Raw genomic sequence first — 18,466 nt, 5'->3', positions numbered from 1 at the left:
CCCAAGGCGCGCGACGACCGGCCGCGCCAAAGGCGCGCCGAGCAATCGTCGCGCTTGGCCCGGCGTACGACGCGGAGTGCGCGCCGCTACGCCGGGCCGGGTCGCCCTCGAGGTGCAACCGCATTATTTGCGCCGGGTGCCGGTCGGCCGGGAGGGCCGTGCCGGACGTGGCCGCAACTGGGCCAGCAGCCGATCGGCCAGTTCACTGGTCTGGTTGCTGGGCGCGGCGTCCAGGTCGTGCAGCTGCCGGGTCAGCACGCGCCGCAGATCACGGATCGCCGGGGCGTTACCCAGCTGGGCGTAGAGGGTCATCGCGCGTCGATAGAGCTCCTCGTTGTAGGGGGCGTGGGTGATCGCGGTGAGCAGCACGGTCAACGCTTCGCGGGGATCGCCGTCGGTCAGGGTTTCGGCGAGCGCGACGTAGGCGTCGATGGCTTGCCGGCGGACGGCTTCGCGGTAGGGCTCGATCCATTCCCACTCGTGACCGTCGACCAGCGGCCCGGTGTAGTAGGCGACCGCCCGGCGCAGCGCGGCGATCCGCGTGTCGGTCGTTTCGGCGGCGGTGGCATCGGTGAGCGCGGCCTGCATCTCCCACAGGTCGACGGTCACGGTGCTGCGTTTGAGTTCGTAGCGGCGGCGGCGCGGCGGGATGCGTTCGGCGGGGCCGCCGGCCTGGTCGAGCATGCCGCGCAGGTCGCTGACGGCGCTGTAGATGTGCTGCCCGGATTGCGAGAGCGCGGCGTCGGAGGCGATGTCGGCGCGGAGCGCGTCAAGGCTGGCGTGTCCGTCGTGGACGACGAGGTAGACGAGGGCTTGCAGGCTGTTGCTGCGGATCGGCCCGCGGATCTCGGTCCCGGGTGGCCCGATCTGCAGGCCGCCGAGGACAGTGATGGGCAGCGGGAGCGTGGAGTCCGGTGGATGGTGGCCGGGTGCCTCACCGCGGTCTGACGAAGGAAGCGGCGCGGGGTGCGGCTCCTCGTCGTGTTGTTCGTCGGTGTGCTGTTCGTCGTCTGTGGCGCTGTTCGGCTGTTCGGACTCCGGCCCGGCGGGCGAGGTGACCGCGGTGCTGGTGACTGAGGTGCTCGCGTCGGCCGGGCTCGGCCGGCGTGACGAGATGCTGGCCCCGTCGCCGTGGGTGACCGGTACGGGAACCGGCTCCGATGGAGTCACCGGCGCCGCGCCGATCCCAGGGGCGGCGCCGTCGCTCTCGTCGGTGGGGTCGGCGACCACGTGGATGCCGTCGTGGGAGATGGCTATGGGGGTAGTGCCGCGGTCGGCGGTGACCGGCCCGGACGTGGAGTCGACTGAGCGGGGGGCTTCGGGGGGTTCGCCGCTGTGGGCTTCGGCCAGAGTGGTGAGCACGTCGAGGAATTGCTCGGCGGTGAGGGTGGAGAGCCGGCCGAAGTCGCTGACCGGGGCGGGCCGGTCGGGTCGGGCCGCGTTGCCGGGTGGGTCGGTGGTCGTTCCGTCGTCGGCGACGCGCAGGGTGCGGCTGGGGGGCCAGGCGCCGAGCAGCAGACCGTGGATGTCGACGCGGGCGCCGGCGGTGAGTACGGCGTGGGTGCGCTCGGGCGCGGTCAGCGCACCGCCGACGACGAGCATCGGTGTCAGCGGGTCGGCGAGGGTGTCCGCCTCGCGGAGTTGGACCGGGCTGTCGAGGTCGTAGTCGGCCAGGACGCGGGTCCGGCTCAAGATTTGTTCTTCAAGCCGGTTTAGCGCGGCGGAGAGGTCCGGTGTGACGATCAGGCGTCGCATCGCTGGCGATTGTTTCTGGCCCAGGAGCGCCAGTAGCGCCGATGTCGGTATCACCACCGTGACCTGGGTGTGAGGATCCCCAGGGCTGCCGGCGGTGAGGGCGGCGGCGATCAGTCCCCGGGCCACGCCGTCAGCGCCGGGACCGACGAGTCCGAGGCCTCCAGCCGGCCAGATCGCGGCCAGAGGGCCCTCGAGGCCGGGAGCTCCCGGTACCGGCTGGTGCGTGATCGGCTCGGCCGATGCCTGGTCGTCGGCCGGGAGCGCGAGTTCGTCCTGCCCTGATCGGCTTGCACGGGCATCCGGCAGGCCGGGGTCGGGAGCGGTGGACCCGGATGGGGCGGCTGGCATGGTGGGTCGGGAGGTGGGCGACCGCCCGGTCGACGCGTCGTCGGCAGCGGTGCGTCCGCGCAGCGCCGGATGCGCGCCGGTTGCGTTCCGCCGGGAGGCGTCGGCGGGCTCCAACGGTGTGGGCCCTACCGGTGGCCGCGCCGGCGTAGCGGGAGGACCCGACGGCTCAATCTGGTCCTCGGGTCGTTCCGCATCCGGAAGCCGGGCAGCGCTGGGCCGGGGCGTGGCCTGCGGACTTCTGGTCGGGCGCTGGAGGTGGCTGATGTTGGCCGTGGGCGGCTCGAGGTCGGCGTCGTCCAGACGAAGGCGCGACGCGGCGGGGCGGCTGCGGTAGCGGCGTTGCCGATGTCGCCAGACGAGATCGACCGCGGCCAGCAGTCCGGCGACCATGCCGGCGTCGACCCAGCCGTTGCCGGGAAGCTCCACAGCGACGGGTGCTTCGCGGGTGGGAGCCGGAACAGGAGACACCGGACTGGTGCTCGGGCGTGCCTGACCTGAGGGGATCGGGAGCACGTCGCCGGGATGCGGTGATGAAGGCGCCGGTGCTGCAGGCTCAGACGACGGCGCCCGAGAGGAGGGCGCCTCGGATGATTCAGGCGGGGATGATTCAGGCGGGGATGACCCGGGCCCGGATGAGCCTGCAGCGGGCGGCGGTTGCGCGGAGCCCTCCGGCGAGGAGGGCGGACTGGGGCGGGGCGATGTCGGTGAGGCGCTGGGTGCAGATCCCGGTGGGGAATGGGAGGGCCGGCTGGACTCCGGCGCCGACGGAGCGGGGGCGGGTGGCTGCTGCTGAGCCCCATCGTCGGGAGTACTCGGATCGTCGGGGGCGTGGGGGGCGTCGGGAGAACGGGGGGTGTCCGGTGCGGACGACGGCGGCGGGGTCGGCGCAGGTGTGGGAGCGGTCCCGGCGTTAGGCAGGGCCAGAACCCAGCCGGGAAGGATCAGCTCGGGCTCGGTCAGCGCCTGGCCGTCGGCTTGGACGAGACCGCGGTTAAGGGCGTAGATCTCCTCCCACCGGGCGGCGTCGCCGAGATAGGTGTCGGCCAGATCCCACAAGGTGTCGTCCTCCTGGACGACGCAGCGCCGTACCCCCGCTGCGCTGTCTGCGGTGTCTGCGGTGCGCTGCGGTGCGCTGCTCCCCGCTCGCGTGGGGATGGCGTCAGGACCGTGTGCAGAGCTGGCGGTTCCGAAGACGGAACCGTTCGCGACCGGTAAGTCGCTACTCGGCCGCACCTGGTCCGGACTGTTGTGGTCGAGGGCGAGACTCAGCGGAGCGCCGGTGCTCGGTGGCAGCAGCTCAGCGGCGACGGTCGAGGGCATCAGCGGGGGCTGGGCGTAGGAGGCCGCGCCGAACAGGTTGAGGGTGACCGCGGTGAGCAGCGCCGCAGCCAAGGCTTGGAGGCCGGTGGGTGCCGGCCGAGGGAGCCCAGCGTAGCGAATGCGGTCGAACGCCTCGAGCAGCAGGGAGCCGATCCAGATCGCCCACAGCACCCAGGTAAGGCAGGCGATGACCTGGAACACGCCGCCGTCATCCAGCGGCGAGGTCAGCCAGGCGATCACCTCGTCGGGGGCGGGAACGTGCCGCGGGAGCGGCCAGCCGACCGCGACGATCAGCAGCCACGGCACCCCGCCGACGGAACCGACCAGCAGCACCAGGGCCCCGAGCGCCCGCACAACGCGTCCGACAACGGTGAAGGCGATGCGCATCAGATTCTCCTTCGCGGCGGTCGGTACGCCGGCTCGGCCGCCGGGTGCGCGGGGCGGTGGCGCCCTGGCTCAGCGGTGGCCGGAGGATGGGCCTGCGACGCGGCCGAATCGTGGGCGAGCGCCCGAGCGGCGCTGGTGTCTCGGGTGGGGATTCGTCTCATGGCTGTTCGCCAGGGGTCGTGGGGATGGCAGTGGCCGTCCCGGTGGCGTGCAGGCTGTCCACACCCACCAGTTGCAGCAGCTGAGTCGGCCGATCGGTGCGGGTGGTGACCGTGACCGCGCCGGTAGTGGTGGTGACCTGTCCGGGGATACCGGCGGCGGCGAGGAAGTTCTGCGCAGCGCGTTCTGCTCGGTAGGGGTCCAGACGCACCTGGCCGGTCGCTCGGTAGAGCGGCAGGTCGAGCTGCTGGGCGCCGGCCCGCGCCGCGGACTGCGCGGCATCCAGCGCTCGCGTGCGCGCGGCCAGGGCGGTGCCGCCGTCGAGGACAAGACCGGCCAGGAGCAGAAGCGCGACGACGAGGACGGCGAGGAAAGCGGTGGCCTGACCGGACTCCCCGGTCGGGAGCCGGTGCCCGGCCCATCGCTGAGAAGCGACTCGTTGCCCGGTACACGGGTGTCGTGGCAGCACGCGGTGTCGGTGGTCTCGGCTGCTCGATCGTCGGGTCATGAGGTCGCTCGGAAGCGATCGAGGGGTGAGCTGGAGGCGCTGGTAAGCGTTTTGCGACCGGGGATGCCGAGTCCGGTCAGGTCGGCCATGTCCACGACGCAGGTGGTGCGGACCGTGACCACGCCGCCCGGTTGATAGGCGGTCGTGTCGACCACGGTGCTGAGCACTGCGCACGCCGACGGATCTTGTAGCGCGCTGTCCGCGCTGGCCTGTGCGGCGCTGACCGCAATGGCGGAGTCACGGCTGAGAGAGGCAGCGCGAGCGGCGGTGTAGGTGGCCTGGTCGAGGCGGGCTTGAGCGTCGGCGAGCCGCCCGGCGGCCACGACGAATAGCACGATCAGCAGCAGGAGAGGGGTCAGGAGGGTGAGCTCGACGGTGACGGAACCCGCGTCCTGACCCGTCGGACGCCCAGCCCACCGGCGCCCTTGCCTACCGGACTTCCGTATCGGGTGCGCCCTGAACCGTGGCCGGGTCATGGCGCGCCGCCGAGGGTGGTCTGTTCGATCGGTGCGGTGGCGCGGCGATGGACGGTCCAGGTGAGGCCGGGGACGACGGTGGGCGCGTGGGCGGTGAGTTCGACGGTGACCTGTCCGCCGCTGCGGCTGACCGCGACCTGCGTGTCGGTGAGCAGCCCAGAGCCCAGTTGCGCGGTGAGCGTGTCGGCGGTGGTCTGGCCGTCGGCGTCGGTGGCGCCGGCCAGGCGCGCGGCGTCGGCGGCGCGGGTGACGGTGGCGTCCGCGACGTGGACGGCGTGCCAGCCCAGGGCGGCTTGGACGACGAGCATCAACAGCAGGAGCAGCAGCGGTGTGGCGAGCGCGAGCTCGGCGGAGACCGCACCCCGATCGCTGTCTCTGAACCGGACCCGAACTCGGACCCGGACCCGGGCGCGGCGGCGGGCCGGCCCGTGGGCCCGTGGGTGTGGCGTGGGGGCGAGGAGGCGCAGCAAGCGCCCGCACAGCGGGGCCCGCGGAAGGGTGGGCATCGGGTTAGCCGAGGTTGATGGAGTTGGCTTTGGCCAGCACCTTGGCGGCGATGATGCCCAGGACGGCGATCGCGAGCGCGACGAGCAGCGCGGTGACCAGGACGGTTTCGGTGCTGTAGCCACCGTCGCCGCGGGGAAGGCGGTCGTGCAGACGCGTGTGGAGACGGCGCGCGAGGCGGCGGCCGGGGTTGGTGAAGCGAGCGAGATTCGGGTGCAGAGCGTGCCGATGCACGGGCGAGCGTCCTTTCTAGAGCCCAGTGAGGACATGACTGACTGCCGGATACGCAAGAAAAAGGAGGAACGCGGCGAAGAGCGCGACGACGCCGATGCTCATCCGCTCGGTGGCCGAGGCCCCGGCGGCGTCGAGGTCGGCGAGCAGGTGCCCGCGGAGGGCGGTAGCGCGAGCCCTCAGGGAGGTGCGGATTTTGGCGCCTTCGGTGCCGGCGAGGGAGACGGTGGCGGCCAGTTCGGTCAGGTCGGTGATGCCGAGTTCGGTGCCGAGCCGGCCGAGGGCCTGCCAGGGGGTCAGCTGGGGGGTGAGCGCGGCCTCCTGCAGGGCGTCGCGGATCCGGGCGTTGGCCCAGCCGGTGCCGACCTGCGCGCTGGTGTGCAGGGCGGCCTGGACCCCGGCGCCGCCCGCGAGGGAGACGACGACGAGGTCGAGGTAGGAGGACAGGGCGTGCCGAAACTCGGCGCGGCGGCGGTCGGCGTCGGCGTGGATGGCCAGATCCGGGAGGAGGAATCCGCCGATCGCGAGGGCGAGGGCGACCCAGAGCGGCAGGACCCATCCGACGCTCACGCCGGCCAGCGCGAGCGACCCGGCCACGAGTGGGGGAAGAAAGAGTCCGGCCAGGGCGGTGGCGGCTTGTTCGGCCAGGTGCAGCGTGGCTGGGCGGCCGAGGACTGCGAGGTCCGCGCGTACGGAGCGGCGCGGCAGTCCGAGTCCGGCCAGCACCGGCACCGTGGGCGCGGCCATCCGCGCGGCCCACCCACCCGAATCCGAAGTAACCGAACCGGCTGACACCGTGCCTGTCGACGCTGATCCCGCCGACGCCGGTGGTGGGGCGTGGAGCGCGGCGAGCTCGTCGGCCAGGGAGGGCTTGGGCGGCCACAGCCCGGCGGCGATCAGCAGCACACCGGCGGCCAGTCCGGCGCCGAGCAGCAGGGGCACGATCATCGCCGAGCACCTCCGCGCGCTGGTGTCGGGCCGGACGTGCGGGCCGCTGAGACCTCACCGGCAGTCTGACCGGGAGGAGGGTCCTCCGGACTGAGAGCGAGGTGCCTGGTCGGTGCCGGGGGGTGGGCAAGGCGGGTCAGCCACCAGAATCCGGCCGCGAACAGGCCGCCGACCGCGGCCAGGACGAGCTGGCCCGAGGCGGTGTCGTAGGGCTGCAGATAGGTGCGGTTGAGCACGACGAGCCCGGCGGCCATGGCCAGGGTGGTGGCGGTGATGACCCGCACGGAGGTGCGGGTCCGGGCGCGTTCGGCGGCCTGCCGCAGCTGCACGGTGGCTTGCTGGCGGGTGGCCTCGGCCAGGTCCGACAGCAGCGGCCCGAGCTGGCGGGCCTGGTGCTCGGCGGCCAGCAGCAACGCGGCGAGCACCAGATCCGCGGCGGGGTCGGCGAAGTCGTCGGCGGCGGCCCGCAACGCGTCGGGAAGACGCTGACCGGCGCGGATCCGGGCGGCCAGCGCGGCGACTTCGGTATGGATGGGCGCGGGCACGGCCGGGGCGGTCGCCAGGAGCGCCTGCTCGAGACCGGCGGCGGCCAGCAGGGTGTCGCGGAGCATTTCGGCCCAGGTGGCGATGGCCTCGGCGCGCGCGACGGCACGGGTCGTGGCCCGGTCGGGCCCGAGCACGGCCGGCGCGAACCAGATCGCCGTTCCGGCGAGCAGTCCGGCGACCGGCCACCGCGTCAGCAGCGCAGCCAGCAGCCCACCGGTAAAGACCACCGCGGCGCGCCGCCACTGGCTAGCCCGTTCCGACGGTGACAGTAACCCGCCGTTGGCGTCTCGCTCTTGCCGACGCGCTCTCCCGTATTCGGTGGCGGGAGGGACGGTGAGTCCCGCGGCGACGAGCACGATGCCCAAGCCGATACCGGCACCGAGCAGACCGGCCAGCGCAGTCGAGGTATCCAGGGTGACGTTCATGTGGGCCACCAGCCGTCGGGGTTGTGGAGCCACTTCGGGTCGAAACCGGTCGCGGTCAATGCGGTGAGCAGGTCGTCGCTCGGCGGGACGTGGGGCCGGGCGCGTTTGTCGCCGCTGGGCCGGTAGAGCTCGTTAGACGTCACCTGCGCGCCGTCGGCGCCGACGACTTCGCGGATGCTGGCGACCACGCGCCGCCCGTCGGGGGTGGTGTCTAGGTGCACGACGAGGTGGACGGCGGAGGCGACGAGCAAGCCGGTGGCCTCCAGCGGGAGCCGCTCGGCGGACTGCACCGCGTACGCGGCGAGTTTCAGGAACACCTGTGCGCTGGAGGAGGCGTGCAGGGTGGCCATGGATCCGTCGTTGCCTTGGGACATAGCCAGGCACATGGGGATCACTTCTGCGCCGCGGACTTCACCGACGATGACCCGGTCGGCGGACATGCGCAGCGCCGCCCGGACCAGGTCGGCGGTGGTGATTTGCCCTTCGCCTTCGATGTTGGCGTCGCGGGCCTGCATCGCCACGACGTCGGGATGTGCCCGGGTGTCGGTGTCCAGGCCGAGTTCGAGTGCGTCTTCGACGGTGACGAGTCGTTCTGCCGGGTCGATGGCGCTGGCCAGCGCGCGCAGCACCGTGGTTTTTCCGGCGGCCATGCCGCCGGAGACGATGATGTTGCGCCGTGCCCGCACCGCCGCGGCCAGGAAGGCTTCCAGGCCGAGGTCGATGGTGCCGAGCCGGGTCAGGTCGCGCAGGGTGGCGGTGGGGTGGCGGTGGCGGCGGATCGCGATGGACGGGCGGGCGGTGACGGCCATGACCGCGAACAACCGGGACCCGTCCGGTAACTGGACGGACAGAGTGGGCGCGCCACGGTCGAAGCGGCGCTCCTCGACACCGGCGCGGGCGGCGATCGCCCGGATCAGATCCACCAATTCCGCGTCGCTGCCCGCGACTGGTGCGACCCGGGCCCGGCGCCCGTCGGCGTAGCGGACGTGCACGACGTCGGCGCCGTTGACGTTGATGTTCTCGATCTGCGGATCGGCCAGCAGCGGCTGCAACCCGCCCAGCCCGAACAATGCATCCAGCACCCGTACGCTCAGCGCCTGGTCGGCGGCCGGATTCCGCGGGGCGCGGCCCGCGCCGATCGCCGCGGTGGCCTGCTCCTGCAACAACTGTCCGAGCAGCGCCTCGGCTTCGCGACGGCGTCGCTCGGGTGTCCACGGCGGTTCGCCGGCCGCGTCCGCGGCGCGGCTGCGGGCGGACAGCCGCTCGGCAACTTGCTGCCGCAACGCCGTCACCTCGTCCGAGGGTGGGCCTACGGCCGCTGGTCCACTCAGAGACGGGCGCGGCGCAGCGTGTATACCGGGGCGCGTCCCGTTGACCGGTGCCCAGCGGTGCAGCGGGCTGTCGGCGGGCGGTCCGCTGTTCGCGGGTGGTCCGGCGGTCATGACGACCTCCCCGTCGAGGCTCCTGGCGCGGTCCGGTCCAGACGGGCGGTGGGCGCCGGATCAGCGTCGGGAATGGTGGCTGACCTGCGCGGCTTCGCAGTGCCCTCAGCGGGGCGCTGTTCGGGAACAGGCCACCGGGACGTCGTCATCCTGGGCGCTGTCTCACCGGCCGGGGCGTGTCCCCCTCGCCGGCTCTCGTCCGCCCCTGCGCCGGCTCCCCCTGCCGGCAGGCCGCCGTTCGCCGGGCTGGTGCCGGCCGTCGAACCGGCCTGATCCAGCGGAGGGCGAAGGGGCGCGGAAGCCGGGCGCTGATCGGGCGGCCCGGCCCGCAACGCCGATCGTCCTGCTGCTCCACCGGTCTGTTCGGCTAGCCGGGCAGCCACCCCGGCGATTGCGCGCGCCCAGGCCCCATGCCGCCACGATCGGCGCACCGCCACGCTGGTGGCCGCGCGCCGATCGTCGGGCACACTGCCCAGCAGCGGTATACCGAGCTGCGCCGCCACCTCGACCGGGTGGTAGGGATTTGGTCCGCGCAGCAGCGCCACTCGACGGGGATTGAGACCGGCGAGGTGAGCGGCCAACTCCCGGGTATGGGCCAGATCTGCCAGGTCGGCTCGGGCGACCAGCACGATGAGGTCCGCGGCGGCCAGCAGCGGCACCACCGCAGAGACCGGCGACAGCCGTCCGGCGTCCACCAGCACGGGGACCGGGGACATTCCCGCCACCGCGAGCGGCCCACCACCAGCGGCGAGGATTCCGAGCGCCGCGGCGGTCTGACCCGACCCGACCGGCGCGGTCACTGCGCGCGCGCCACCCAGTGCCCGGGCATAGCCCTGGAGCATCGCGGCCATCTCGTCCGAGCCTCGCGGAGATCGCGCCGCTGCCGCGAGCCCGGCAAGGCCCGGCTCCTCGGCCACCCGGTAGCGGGCGGCGAGGTCTCCGCCGTGGCTATCGGCCTCCACCAGCACCGCTGTCGCGGCTCCCGTCCCGGCGGCGGCCGGTGACAACCCTGTCGGCTGTGTCGCCGCCGCCGGCCAGGCTGCGGCGACGGCCAGGGCCGTGGTGGTGACACCCGGGGCTCCGGCTGCCGACGCCCACACGATCAGCGGCATCAGTTCTCCCCGGGATGCCGCTCGACCAACGCCACCGGCCCGGCCGCCGCGACATCCGTGGCGTCCGCGGCCGCCATCCGCAACGTCACGACCGCCCCGCCGCGCCCGTCAGCAGCCGGCGCGCTCGCCAGCACAATGCCCGGCCAGCGCTGTCCTGGCTCGCCCGGCTGCGACGTCGTCGTCGGGCCCGTAGTTGGCGCCCCTGCGCCGGTCGCTCCGGTCGCCACGACGGTCACCGTCGAGCCTGCGGTCAGCGACGGCGGGAACCGGCCAGGGTCCACTGACACCGCGACCACCGCTTGACCCGCCTCCGGTGGCACGGGCGTACCCAGCATCTGCGGGCTGAGCAGCGTTCCGGCGGCGAGGGGCACCGCAGCCGTCCGACCGACGATCTCCTGACGCTGCCCGGCGGCCACGAGCGGAACCGTGGCGTCCGCGGCGACCTGCACGGTCCGGACATCCCGGTCGGTCAGCACTCGCCCGGCTGGCACGTCCGTCGCGACGGCGAGTACCGCGACGCGTCCGGAGGTCTGGGACCACCAGTAGGCCGAGCCCAGCGCACATACCAGCACCAGCACTGCGCCACCGACTACCCACGCGCGCCGCCGCCGTCGCGGACCAGGAGCGCTTACTGGTGCCCGTGGGGAGACGCCTGGACCTGCCGGACTCACTGCTGTCGTTGCCATCGATGCCCCTACCGCCTTCATCGTCTTCCGGAAGTCGTGCCGGCTCGTCGGAGATGCGCCTCTGGATCGGCCGAACGAGGAGAAAAGGACTGCTGGTGCTGGCCGGAATCGGTCAGCGTCGCGGGGTGATTAGGGCCTGGGACTCCCCGACACGCAGGGTCGTCGCGGAGGAGGTCCCCAGGGCCGGGACGGTTCCCGTTTGACCGCCGCCGGCCCAGCTCACGCGCCACTGCACCGTGACGGTGAGCCGGAACACGCCGTCCGGCTCGTTCGTCGACGGTCTGGCGTAGGTGTGTCCGCAGTCCGGGGATGGTTTCGAGGCGTCCTGGTCCGGGTGCCAGGGTGTGCCCGGTCCCTGGCACACCACCCGGCTGCCGTCCCCGGTTTCCCACACGGTCTGCTCGGGCACCGCGGTCGCGGTCACGGTCAACCCGGGCACGGCCGCGCTGGCCGATCGCGCCGTCCACCACTCGGCCGGCACCCAAAACCACGCGGGAAGCCCCACCAGCTGAGTGACCTCCGGCGACGGACTCGACGCCACCGGCGGAGCAGGCAAGTTCAGCCGCGACACCGCTACCGCCCCGGCCTCCGCGGGCGTCTCCGGAGCCGCGCCGACCGCGAGACCACCTGCCGCGCCGCAGACGTCGCCAGTCTCCGGGAAGAAGCAGCGAGGGTTCGGAGCAGCGGCGGGGCGCCCTCGGTCTCGCGATCGCCTTGGGTTTTCGCGACGAGAACCCGGCGTCCTGGCTTCGACTCTGCAGCTAGGACGTGGGGTGGCGGTTCCGCAGTCGACGGGGGCGAAGGGATTGGGAGGGGGTTCCTCGGCGAAAGCACGACCGGCGTCGACGCCGAGGACAACGACGGTGGCAACTATCGCGATCAGCCTGGTGAACCGCGCTCGTGTCAGCATGTGTCAGCCACTTGCACAGCGAAGGTGGATACCTTCCACCCTCCGTTTTGCTGGGTGACAGTCGCCGTGATGTGCCGTCTGCCTGCTTCGGTGTGGTTGGGCTGGCCTGCCTTGTCGTAAGTTCTCCAATTCGTTGTGTCGGCGCAGTCAACGATGGACGCCGTATACGGCTCGGAGGTCAGGCTTAGCGTGGTGACTCGAGGGCTGAGCGTGGGGCGACCACGGTAGACATAACCGTGCTGCTTGTTGCTCTTCAGGCCGTCAACCAGCGTCTGGAGAGCCTCGCCCGTCGCGTAGCGCGGCAGTGATGGTGATTTGAAATCAGCAGTCTCGCCTGCTTGTGCGAAGGCGGTCCACATGCCGGTGTAGGCGGTGAGCGCCGCAGTTCGCGCGGCGTTCTCATCAGTGGCGGATGCAGAAGGTGACCTTGACGGTGAGGAAGAGGTCGTGTTCGAACTATCCGCCTGACCTGCGCAGGCAGAGATGGCCGCCACGGTGACGACCAGGAGGGCTGCCGCGGCGCGGGCCCGAGTGCGCGTTGATGCGTGGAGGCCGGCGTATCGCAATGAACCGAGGAGAGGGAAGGGCCGGACGTGGTCGGCGGTCGATCTGCGGTCGGATTGAGAGCGGAGATGAGCACTCGCCTGCTGGATCGCTCGCACGTTCACGCTACTGCCCCTTGCCTGCCTACCCGGAGCGCCGCCCGGTGCGGGCTCCACAGAATGCGATGCACTTTCGTCAAGCACGTCACGGGCGCAGTCCGCGTCAGTTGACGAGAGCGACATGAAGTACACGCACGGCAGCAGCGAACGGTTCTCCATCGATAGGAAAAGAATGCGACCGCTACGAATCGCCTAGAAGCGGATCCAACTAGTGGGGCAAGTGAGGGCCGGGCTCTCAAATTATTGTCCTGTTTGGAGCTCGGTCGACCTGTCCTGGTGTGGAAGTCCTCTTTCGGACGAGGGTCACGTCTGTGTCGTGGCTGCTAGCGGGGCCCTGGAGCGAACTCTCTCTGGGCCTATCGATGGAGCTGGATGGACACAAAATCGGATCCGGCGGCAGCTCGGCGTTGGGCGAACGTCAAGAAATAACGATGGGTTACCGTCGCCTCTTCACAGCCCGTGAGCATCTACGCGGGAAGGAGCGATCGCCCTCGTCGGGATAAAGAGGCCATTCATAGGGTTGTTGGGGACAACTGTTGCCAACGGATGTGGGAGGAGTTGCCGTGATAGTTGACTAACAGGGATGAAGCTGATTTCGCAACTACGGATCGTGGTCTGAATCGCGGGACTCATGAATACGTGATGTAACGGGTCGGCGCCAGCCTTGCTCATGCTGCGACGCGTCTTCGGGGGACAGGGATCACACGCCTGCCGACCCGGTGACCGCCGTCCTGACTTCCCGCGTGATCACGCCTAACGCATCAGGTAGCAAGCCGATCTCGCGCTCAATGAGGGCGGCACCTCGACTGTCGTCAGCTCCGGTAGCTATGAGTGCAGTGAGGCCTGCGGCGTACAGGAGTGCGGCTAGACACCGCTCGTGTTCGTCCAAGTCTGTGCCTTCGGCGATCGTCTGCGCGAGACGAGCGGCAGGCGAGCTGCCGGCGCCGTGGCGCGCGGGGGCATGTCCCAAGCCGACATCCGAGAGCCTGCGACGCACGGAGGTCGGCACGAGGACGCCCGTACGGACCAGGCGGGCGGCGATCCAGCCGACCGATTGCGGGCCGAGGACGTCCAGCCAGAAGGCAAGGTCTCGTTCGTCGGACGCCGCGGACAGGATCGCGGCGAGCGTGCGGTGGATCAGCGGATCAGCGGAAGGGTGCGCATCGGTAATCATCAGGCGTCCGCCGCCGACCGTCGCCTTTCCGGCCAAGACGAGTTCGGCGAGCAGGCCGCCGGTCACGACCACCTCAAGGATCGGCAGGCGAAGGCGAGAGCGGTCTGCGTCGAAGTCATGGACGCTCAGGTAGACGTCATCGGCGATTCGTGCTGCCCGGGTCGGCGTCCGAGTGGCGGCGTCGTTGGATGTTGTGTCGCCCGTGACGCCGACGCCGGTGATCACGGTGGGGCTTTCCGTCCGGCTCGAGGCAGAGGGCATCCGGTCGAGCCGGGTGCGAGGTTCTCCACCGCCAGTGCCCGACGTGGTGGTCTGCTCGTTGCCGGTCATGTCGTGTTCCTCGAGAAGTAGATGCAGTCAGTTGTCGGAAGAACTGCGGCGATGGGCAGGGAGACGCCGGACCGCTCGCGCGCTGCTTACAGAGACTCGACCGGCGACTGCGTTGGCAGCTCCGGCGACCGGGTTCGCCTCACTACGGAGCTGGGTTCCATGGGCCCGCGCGGGGGCCCGTCGAGGCGGCCCGATTCGCGCCGGTGGGGCTCATTCAGGAATGGCGTGCGATGCCGGCCCACATGGAGACCTCCTTGACGGTTAGCTGGCCCTCCGGCGCGTCCGCAGCCGGATGCCATTCGACGACGGAGACCAGGCCCGGGGGCACGAGCTCCAAGCCGGTGAAGAAGCGGGCGACGTCGTCGTGGCTGCGCAGCTGGAAGGATCCGCCGCCGCGGGTTAGGGCATCGGTGATTTTGTCCGCTTGGTCGGGGTCCATGTGATCACCGGTGGCGTGGGAGACGACGAGGTAGCTGCCGGCGGGGAGGGCGTCGAGGTAGTGGCGGACGAGCCCGATCGGGTCGTCGCTGTCGGCGATGAAGTGGAGGATCGCGACGAGCAGCAGCGCGACGGGCTGATCGAGGTCGAGAACCTCGCGCAAGCCCGGGTTGCTCAGGATGGCGTCGGGATCGCGGAGGTCAGCCTGGAAGTAGCCGGTGCGGCCTTGCGGGGTGCTGGTCAGCAGGGCCCGGGCATGGACCATAACCATGGGGTCGTTGTCGACATAGGCAATCCGGGCGTCAGGCGCAACGGCTTGGGCGACTTCGTGGGTGTTGTTCGCGGTCGGCAGGCCGGTGCCGATATCGAGGAACTGGCGGACCCCGGCCTGCGATGCCAGGTAGGTGACTGCGCGGCCGAGGAACGCGCGGTTCGCCCGAGCAGCCGTACTGATGGTCGGGAATTCCCGGGCGACGGCCTCGCCGGACGCCCGGTCGACGGCGAAGTTGTCCTTGCCGCCCAGCCAGTAGTCGTACCGCCGAGCCGGGTGCGCTACGGAAGTATCGATCTCTTCGCCGCGCGCGGTCGTCTTATCGATGTCCGCGTAGTCTTCGCGGCTGACGCGGGGGGTCACGCGCTACCTGCCGGGGCCGCAACCACGGTCAGCTTCCCGCTGGCGTCACGGATGATCTGCTGCGCGCGGCGGCATCCGCGGCGGAATTCGTCGCCACCGCCGCCCATCCACCAGGCGAGCGCCCAGATTCCGGTGCCCAGCGTCTTCTCGGTGAGGTACTGGGTGTCTCCGACGGCGAGCGAGGCGAGCGTTGTAACAGCCCAGAAGAGAACGCAGACCAGTACGGCCCGTCGTGACCAGGATGCGTCGGTGAGCTTGCCAAGCAAGACGAGAGCCGACAGCGGTCCAACGGCCCTAGCAGTCAGGTCGGCTAGTTGCAGCAGCGTCATCGGTGGGCCTCCGAGGCGGTGACAACAGAGACAGTGTTAGGCGATTCCTGCCGGGCACTGTGATGACGGGCGCTGCGTACGGCTGACCCTCGCCGGGGCGCGTGCTTGGCGCATGCCAGGGCGGCGTCGGCGGCCCGAACCACCTGGTCAATCGGCACCCGCCGGGTGCTGGCCCAGCCAATACTGAGCCGCACCGGCGGCAGGCCGCGCTGCCGGTGCGTCTGTGCGGTGATGGCGGCGTCGATGCGATCGGCGACGAGGTCGGGGTCGGCGGTCGCCGGGACGTAGAGCGCGAATTCGTCGCCTCCGACGCGGGCGGCCTGGCCGGCCTGGCTGGCGGGGGGTGCGTCGGTGGTCACCTCAGCGGTGATGTCTGCGGCGACGGTGAACAGGATGGTGGCCACTGTCTGCAGAAGGTGGTCGCCGGCGGCGTGCCCGTGGATGTCGTTGACGGGTTTGAAGTCGTCGAGGTCGACGATTGCCACCCAGAGGTCAGCACCGGTTTCGGCCGCTTGGTTCAGGAGCCGCTCGCCGGCCCTGCGGTTGGGGATTCCGGTGAGCGGGTCGGTCAGTGTCTGTCGGCGCAACGCGTCGAGCTCGTGTTGCAGTTGCGCCGCGGCGTTGCGGTGGCCGCGGCGGTAGGCCACGACAAGCGCGAGAAGAAGAAGGAGGAGGGTGGCGGCGAGCGCCGCTGTCAGCAGCGGATCGGCCGCTGGGCCGAGTGTGGTCACGGAGGGGTCCTGGAGTCGAGGGACGGACGAAACGAAGCGGGGGTCTGGGCGCGCCGGTGCGGGGATCCCGCACCGGCGCGCCGGGCAAGGCCGAGACTTCCGGTCGCCTGGTCGCCTTCTCATGAGGCCCGTGTAGCCATCGCCCCAGGCGACCACCGGGCGGGCTCAGCGAGTGCAGGCGTCAGGACGCGGTCGGCAGCGTTTTCGGTTCGCGCCACATCGGCCACAGGCCCGGGCTGTCGTTGCCGGGCAAAGTGAGTGGCTCGCCGATGTGGGTGTAGCCGTGGCGCAGGTAGAGGCGTGCGCTGTCGGCGGAGGCGGCCTCCAGGTAGGCCGGGGTGCCGGCGTCATCGAGGAGTCGGTGGTGGTGGGCGAGCAGCGCGGAGCCGTAGCCGCCGCCTTGGAGGCCGGGGCGCACCGCGATCAGCAGCAGATGGTGGTGGTGCTGGCCGCCGGGGTGTGCGTCGGCCATGACGGTGTCCAGGGTGCGGAACCGGTCGATGCTGCGGCGGCCGACGGCACGCAAGAGCTGCTGGTCGTAGTCGCGTGGCGGCTCGGCGTGCGGATTGGTGAACCAGACCGCTGCGGCCAGGGGCTCCGGATCGTCCTCGCTGTCGTTGCTGGTGAGGAGGTCGACGTGTCCGCGCTGGAGGGCGTCGGCGATGTGAAGCTCAGACCAGCGGGCGAACACGTGCGGTGCGTTGGGCCGGTCGTCTTTGGTGAGCCAGCGAACCGCGGACAGGCCGAGGAACGCGTCAGAGATCAAGGCACCGAGCTGGCGGAGGTCACCGTAGTGTGCCGGGCCGGCGCGGTAGATCGTGGGAGCATCGGCGGGACTGGCGCTGTCCGGGCTGCCGTTACTCGGACTGCCGTTACTGGGAGCGCCATCGACAGGGGTGCCGTCGACGGGGGTGCCGTTGTTGTCTCGGGTCGAGGTGGTGCTCGAGGCGATCACACTGTCTCCTTTGTGGGGTCGGTGGGGGTGCGGGCGGTGACGGCGTCGGCGCCGAGGCCGATGGCCTGGTAGACGGCCGGGCGGCGGGCGCGCAGGATCCGGGCCCAGAGGGCGCCGAGGACTATGGGGATCAGGACGGTGGCCGGGAGGATCCAGCGCAGCGGCGAGTCGCCGGGGACGACGACCACGACGTCGAAGTTGCCGAGCACTTCGACGGTCATGTAGCCGAGGCCGAAGAGGGCCAGGCAGGGAGCGGTCGTTGCCTGCCAGCGGGTGACCTGCGCGGCCTGGTCGGGGTGCCGGGAGAAATAGGCGGGAATCGCGATCGAGGTGCCCAGCAACAGGGTCAGGATGACGAAGCCGCCGAGTCCGACCCCGCGGTAGAAGAGCGTCAGCTCGGGGTCGGCGCGGGTGAGTGCGCAGAGGGCGATCACCGCGACGCCGAGCGCGGTCGTCGTGAGGGACGCGGTGACCGGGGCGCCGGTGCGGGTGCTGACGCGGGCGAACGCGGCCGGCATGACGCCCTCGCGAGCCATGCTGAACTGGTACCGGTCGCAGATCGACCGGAAGGACACGTGTGCGGCGAACATCGAGGTGATCAGCAGCAGAAGCCCGGCGTCGACCAAGAATGTCGGCACGTGCAGCGCGGCGAGGCTGAACACGGTGTCGACGCCGCTCTCGGCGCTGACCGCGACGATCTTGTCGGGGCCGACGGTGACGACGAGGGCGAAGGCGACGAGCAGGTAGATGCCTGCCGCGGTGAACAGAGAGACCACGATCGCGCGCCAGACCGAACGCGGGTCTCTGACGTTCTCGGAGTAAGCGGCGGGGTTCTCGAACCCGACGTAACTCAGGACGGCGATCGCGATCGCGGCACCCATGCCGGGGGCGATCAGCTTGGCCGGCGACAGCGTGGCCAGCGCCGCGCTGCCTTGTCCCTCGGCCGGGTGGACGAGGAACACCACGGCGTAGATCAGGGTGACGAGGCATTCGGCGATCAGCAGCACCCCGAGGACTGTGGTGACGCTCTTGAGTCGCAGCAGGCCGAGCACCCCGGCGAGCGCCGCGGCGGCCAGCGCCCATACCCACCACGGCGCGGAGATACCGGCCCACTGCTGGGTCAGGCGCCCGGTGCCGGCGCCGATCGCGCCGAGTAGGGGGATCGCGAAGCAGCTGTAGCCGAACCAGGCGGTGAACGCTGCGGCGACACCGGCTTCGCGCCCCAGCCCGTGGGTGATCAGGGCGTAGAACGCGCCACCGTTCGGAATGCGCTGCACCATCGCGACGTAGCCGACGGCGAAGACCGCCAGCACGGCAGCCACCGCGGGGAACATCACCGCCAGACCGACCAGCCCGGTGGTCGCGATCGCGGTGGGCACCACGCCGGCCGACACCGTCAGCGGCGCGACCGCCGAGAGGGCGAAGGAGGTCACGCGCGGAGCGCTTAACCGGTTAC

17 protein-coding genes are annotated in these 18,466 nt (G+C 71.1%); 1 reads left to right on the top strand and 16 read right to left on the bottom strand.

Annotation, left to right across the window (positions count from 1 at the left end):
* Positions 1-123: 123 nt before the first annotated feature.
* The 10 genes from FL583_RS41840 to FL583_RS22380 all read right to left on the bottom strand — a co-directional run bounded on the left by FL583_RS41840 (position 124) and on the right by FL583_RS22380 (position 10,739).
* Complete coding sequence (locus FL583_RS41840) at positions 124-1,692, bottom strand: BTAD domain-containing putative transcriptional regulator (protein ID WP_240746763.1); 1,569 nt, start codon at positions 1,690-1,692, stop codon at positions 124-126.
* A 2,275-nt stretch (positions 1,693-3,967) separates the two neighbouring features.
* The gene (locus FL583_RS22420; RefSeq protein WP_205752356.1) at positions 3,968-4,438 is read right to left on the bottom strand and encodes a pilus assembly protein TadG-related protein; all 471 of its coding nucleotides are present in this window, start codon (positions 4,436-4,438) and stop codon (positions 3,968-3,970) included.
* A 35-nt stretch (positions 4,439-4,473) separates the two neighbouring features.
* Positions 4,474-4,953: a TadE/TadG family type IV pilus assembly protein gene (locus FL583_RS22415; RefSeq protein ID WP_142706682.1), complete on the bottom strand. Its 480-nt coding sequence runs from the start codon at positions 4,951-4,953 to the stop codon at positions 4,474-4,476.
* Positions 4,950-5,459 carry a TadE/TadG family type IV pilus assembly protein gene (locus tag FL583_RS22410; protein ID WP_142706681.1) on the bottom strand — a complete coding sequence of 170 codons (510 nt, stop codon included), beginning with the start codon at positions 5,457-5,459 and terminating at the stop codon, positions 4,950-4,952. The genes FL583_RS22415 and FL583_RS22410 overlap by 4 nt, the downstream gene beginning before the upstream one ends.
* A gap of 4 nt (positions 5,460-5,463) precedes the next feature.
* Positions 5,464-5,691: a hypothetical protein gene (locus FL583_RS22405; RefSeq protein WP_142706680.1), complete on the bottom strand. Its 228-nt coding sequence runs from the start codon at positions 5,689-5,691 to the stop codon at positions 5,464-5,466.
* Positions 5,692-5,706: 15 nt separating this feature from the next.
* A complete protein-coding gene (locus tag FL583_RS22400) occupies positions 5,707-6,636 on the bottom strand; it encodes a type II secretion system F family protein (protein ID WP_142706679.1) in 930 nt (309 codons plus the stop codon).
* Positions 6,633-7,607: a type II secretion system F family protein gene (locus FL583_RS22395; RefSeq protein WP_170323817.1), complete on the bottom strand. Its 975-nt coding sequence runs from the start codon at positions 7,605-7,607 to the stop codon at positions 6,633-6,635. Before FL583_RS22395 ends, FL583_RS22400 begins: the two co-directional genes overlap by 4 nt.
* The gene (locus FL583_RS22390) at positions 7,604-9,049 is read right to left on the bottom strand and encodes a TadA family conjugal transfer-associated ATPase (protein ID WP_142706678.1); all 1,446 of its coding nucleotides are present in this window, start codon (positions 9,047-9,049) and stop codon (positions 7,604-7,606) included. The genes FL583_RS22395 and FL583_RS22390 overlap by 4 nt, the downstream gene beginning before the upstream one ends.
* A complete protein-coding gene (locus FL583_RS22385; protein WP_142706677.1) occupies positions 9,046-10,161 on the bottom strand; it encodes a CpaE/TadZ family protein in 1,116 nt (371 codons plus the stop codon). The genes FL583_RS22390 and FL583_RS22385 overlap by 4 nt, the downstream gene beginning before the upstream one ends.
* Positions 10,161-10,739 carry an SAF domain-containing protein gene (locus tag FL583_RS22380; protein ID WP_170323816.1) on the bottom strand — a complete coding sequence of 193 codons (579 nt, stop codon included), beginning with the start codon at positions 10,737-10,739 and terminating at the stop codon, positions 10,161-10,163. The genes FL583_RS22385 and FL583_RS22380 overlap by 1 nt, the downstream gene beginning before the upstream one ends.
* A gap of 452 nt (positions 10,740-11,191) precedes the next feature.
* On the opposite strand from FL583_RS22380, the gene FL583_RS40270 reads away from it, so the two are divergent.
* The gene (locus tag FL583_RS40270) at positions 11,192-11,359 is read left to right on the top strand and encodes a hypothetical protein (RefSeq protein ID WP_170323815.1); all 168 of its coding nucleotides are present in this window, start codon (positions 11,192-11,194) and stop codon (positions 11,357-11,359) included.
* A 1,760-nt stretch (positions 11,360-13,119) separates the two neighbouring features.
* On the opposite strand, the gene FL583_RS22375 is transcribed toward FL583_RS40270, so the two are convergent.
* The 6 genes from FL583_RS22375 to FL583_RS22350 form a co-directional block, all read right to left on the bottom strand.
* Positions 13,120-13,923, bottom strand: a complete 804-nt coding sequence (locus tag FL583_RS22375) for a GPP34 family phosphoprotein (RefSeq protein ID WP_142706675.1) — start codon at positions 13,921-13,923, stop codon at positions 13,120-13,122.
* A 214-nt stretch (positions 13,924-14,137) separates the two neighbouring features.
* Positions 14,138-14,995, bottom strand: coding sequence for an SAM-dependent methyltransferase (locus tag FL583_RS22370; protein ID WP_205752354.1), 858 nt, complete (start codon positions 14,993-14,995; stop codon positions 14,138-14,140).
* Positions 14,992-15,324, bottom strand: a complete 333-nt coding sequence (locus tag FL583_RS22365) for a hypothetical protein (RefSeq protein WP_142706674.1) — start codon at positions 15,322-15,324, stop codon at positions 14,992-14,994. Before FL583_RS22365 ends, FL583_RS22370 begins: the two co-directional genes overlap by 4 nt.
* Positions 15,321-16,055: a GGDEF domain-containing protein gene (locus FL583_RS22360; RefSeq protein WP_170323814.1), complete on the bottom strand. Its 735-nt coding sequence runs from the start codon at positions 16,053-16,055 to the stop codon at positions 15,321-15,323. Before FL583_RS22360 ends, FL583_RS22365 begins: the two co-directional genes overlap by 4 nt.
* 181 nt (positions 16,056-16,236) lie before the next feature.
* Positions 16,237-17,010 (bottom strand): GNAT family N-acetyltransferase, encoded by a 774-nt coding sequence (locus FL583_RS22355; RefSeq protein ID WP_142706672.1) that lies wholly within the window; start codon positions 17,008-17,010, stop codon positions 16,237-16,239.
* A complete protein-coding gene (locus FL583_RS22350; protein WP_170323813.1) occupies positions 17,007-18,443 on the bottom strand; it encodes an APC family permease in 1,437 nt (478 codons plus the stop codon). The genes FL583_RS22355 and FL583_RS22350 overlap by 4 nt, the downstream gene beginning before the upstream one ends.
* Positions 18,444-18,466: the final 23 nt, after the last annotated feature.

Source organism: Cryptosporangium phraense, assembly GCF_006912135.1.
Lineage (GTDB): Bacteria > Actinomycetota > Actinomycetes > Mycobacteriales > Cryptosporangiaceae > Cryptosporangium > Cryptosporangium phraense.
Note: the sequence above shows the minus strand (reverse complement) of the source record. Positions and strands in the feature narration are given on the sequence as shown.